We start from the raw sequence: 1165 nt of genomic DNA on the forward strand, positions 1-1165 counted from the left end.
GGTCGTGCTCGGGCGTCTCTAGCCCTCGCGATGCGGTGGCAGGGTGTATCACCTGCCGCTTGCAGTCCCTTTTGCGGGTTGCTTTGAATCCATAGCAGCCCAGCATTGGCGGTCCGCCCTCTGGAGGGCGGACCACTGCTCGGACATATCAGGTCAAAATCAGGACGATCTTGAACGTATCCGGATCAACGATCACGATCCGGCCGTCCGCAAGCACGAAATACTCGTAGCTTTCGTAAGCGGGAACGATCTTGACGATACGAGCCGGCAAACGATGCAGCCTGACCTTTGGCCGCGGAACTTCGACGCCGACGGTGATGTCAAAATCGACGTTGGACACAGGCTCGACCTTCGTCTCCCGGATGATCTGGGTGACTTCGGTTTTCTGCTCCACCGTCACGTTGTTGATGGAGCCGGTCGACGTCGTATCCTGCGTCGAGGCCTTGCCCTGGGCCTGCTCGTCGGTTTGCGTCTTGGCCTTGTCCTGAGCCTGCTGGTCGGTGGTGGTGCCGGCCTTGCCTTGAGCCTGCTCGTCGGTTTGCATCTTGGCCTTGTCCTGAGCCTGCTGGTCGGTGGTGGTGCCGGCCTTGCCCTGAGCCTGCTCGTCGGTCTTCAGCTTGGTCTTGTCCTGAGCCTGCTCGCCCATCTTGGAACCATTCTGGCAGCCAGCTTGCCCGGAAGCGCAATTGGCGTCTGCGCCAGACTGGCTTTCGGGCTGTTGTGTCTGAGCCATCGCCGTTCCACAGCCGAGCCCGATCGCCAGCATGCTGGTAATGAGAACATGTTTCATGGGGAAATCTCCCTGGGTAAGGTTCGTCCCTTCAGTGCGTAGAACCAGCACCCAAAAAAAATGTTCCGAGATAGTTGAGTGAGGGCTAAAAAACGACCTCGCTTGAGATCATACGATCGCGGGCGAAAGCCGCCGCTAAAACGACCTTTTCAACTCTGCCGATTGCCCTAGCTCTCTCCTGAGAGGAGACCGGATATGGCAATTTATAGTCTGAGAGTGGTCAGCTTCATTTTCGTTGTATTGGCTTTCGTTCCGGCCGCCGCGCATTTCTTCACGATGTTCAACAAAATGAAGCTCGACGGGCCGAACTATCTGGCTGCGCAACGCGCCTATGATGGATGGAGCCTGTTCGCCATCGTAGTGCTGGGACATTGC

At 57.5% G+C, this 1165-nt stretch carries 1 protein-coding gene and 1 pseudogene; one reads left to right on the forward strand and one right to left on the reverse strand.

Going from position 1 to position 1165, the window contains the following annotated elements; translation table 11 throughout:
• Positions 1–148 precede the first annotated feature (148 nt).
• Positions 149–790, reverse strand: a complete 642-nt coding sequence (locus EN750_RS35370) for a DUF1236 domain-containing protein (RefSeq protein ID WP_127399350.1) — start codon at positions 788–790, stop codon at positions 149–151.
• Positions 791–985: 195 nt separating this feature from the next.
• On the opposite strand from EN750_RS35370, the pseudogene EN750_RS35375 reads away from it, so the two are divergent.
• A pseudogene (locus EN750_RS35375) lies at positions 986–1165 on the forward strand (hypothetical protein); the annotation flags it as partial.

It is taken from the genome of Mesorhizobium sp. M7A.F.Ca.ET.027.03.2.1 (genome assembly GCF_003999175.1).
Classification (GTDB): domain Bacteria; phylum Pseudomonadota; class Alphaproteobacteria; order Rhizobiales; family Rhizobiaceae; genus Mesorhizobium.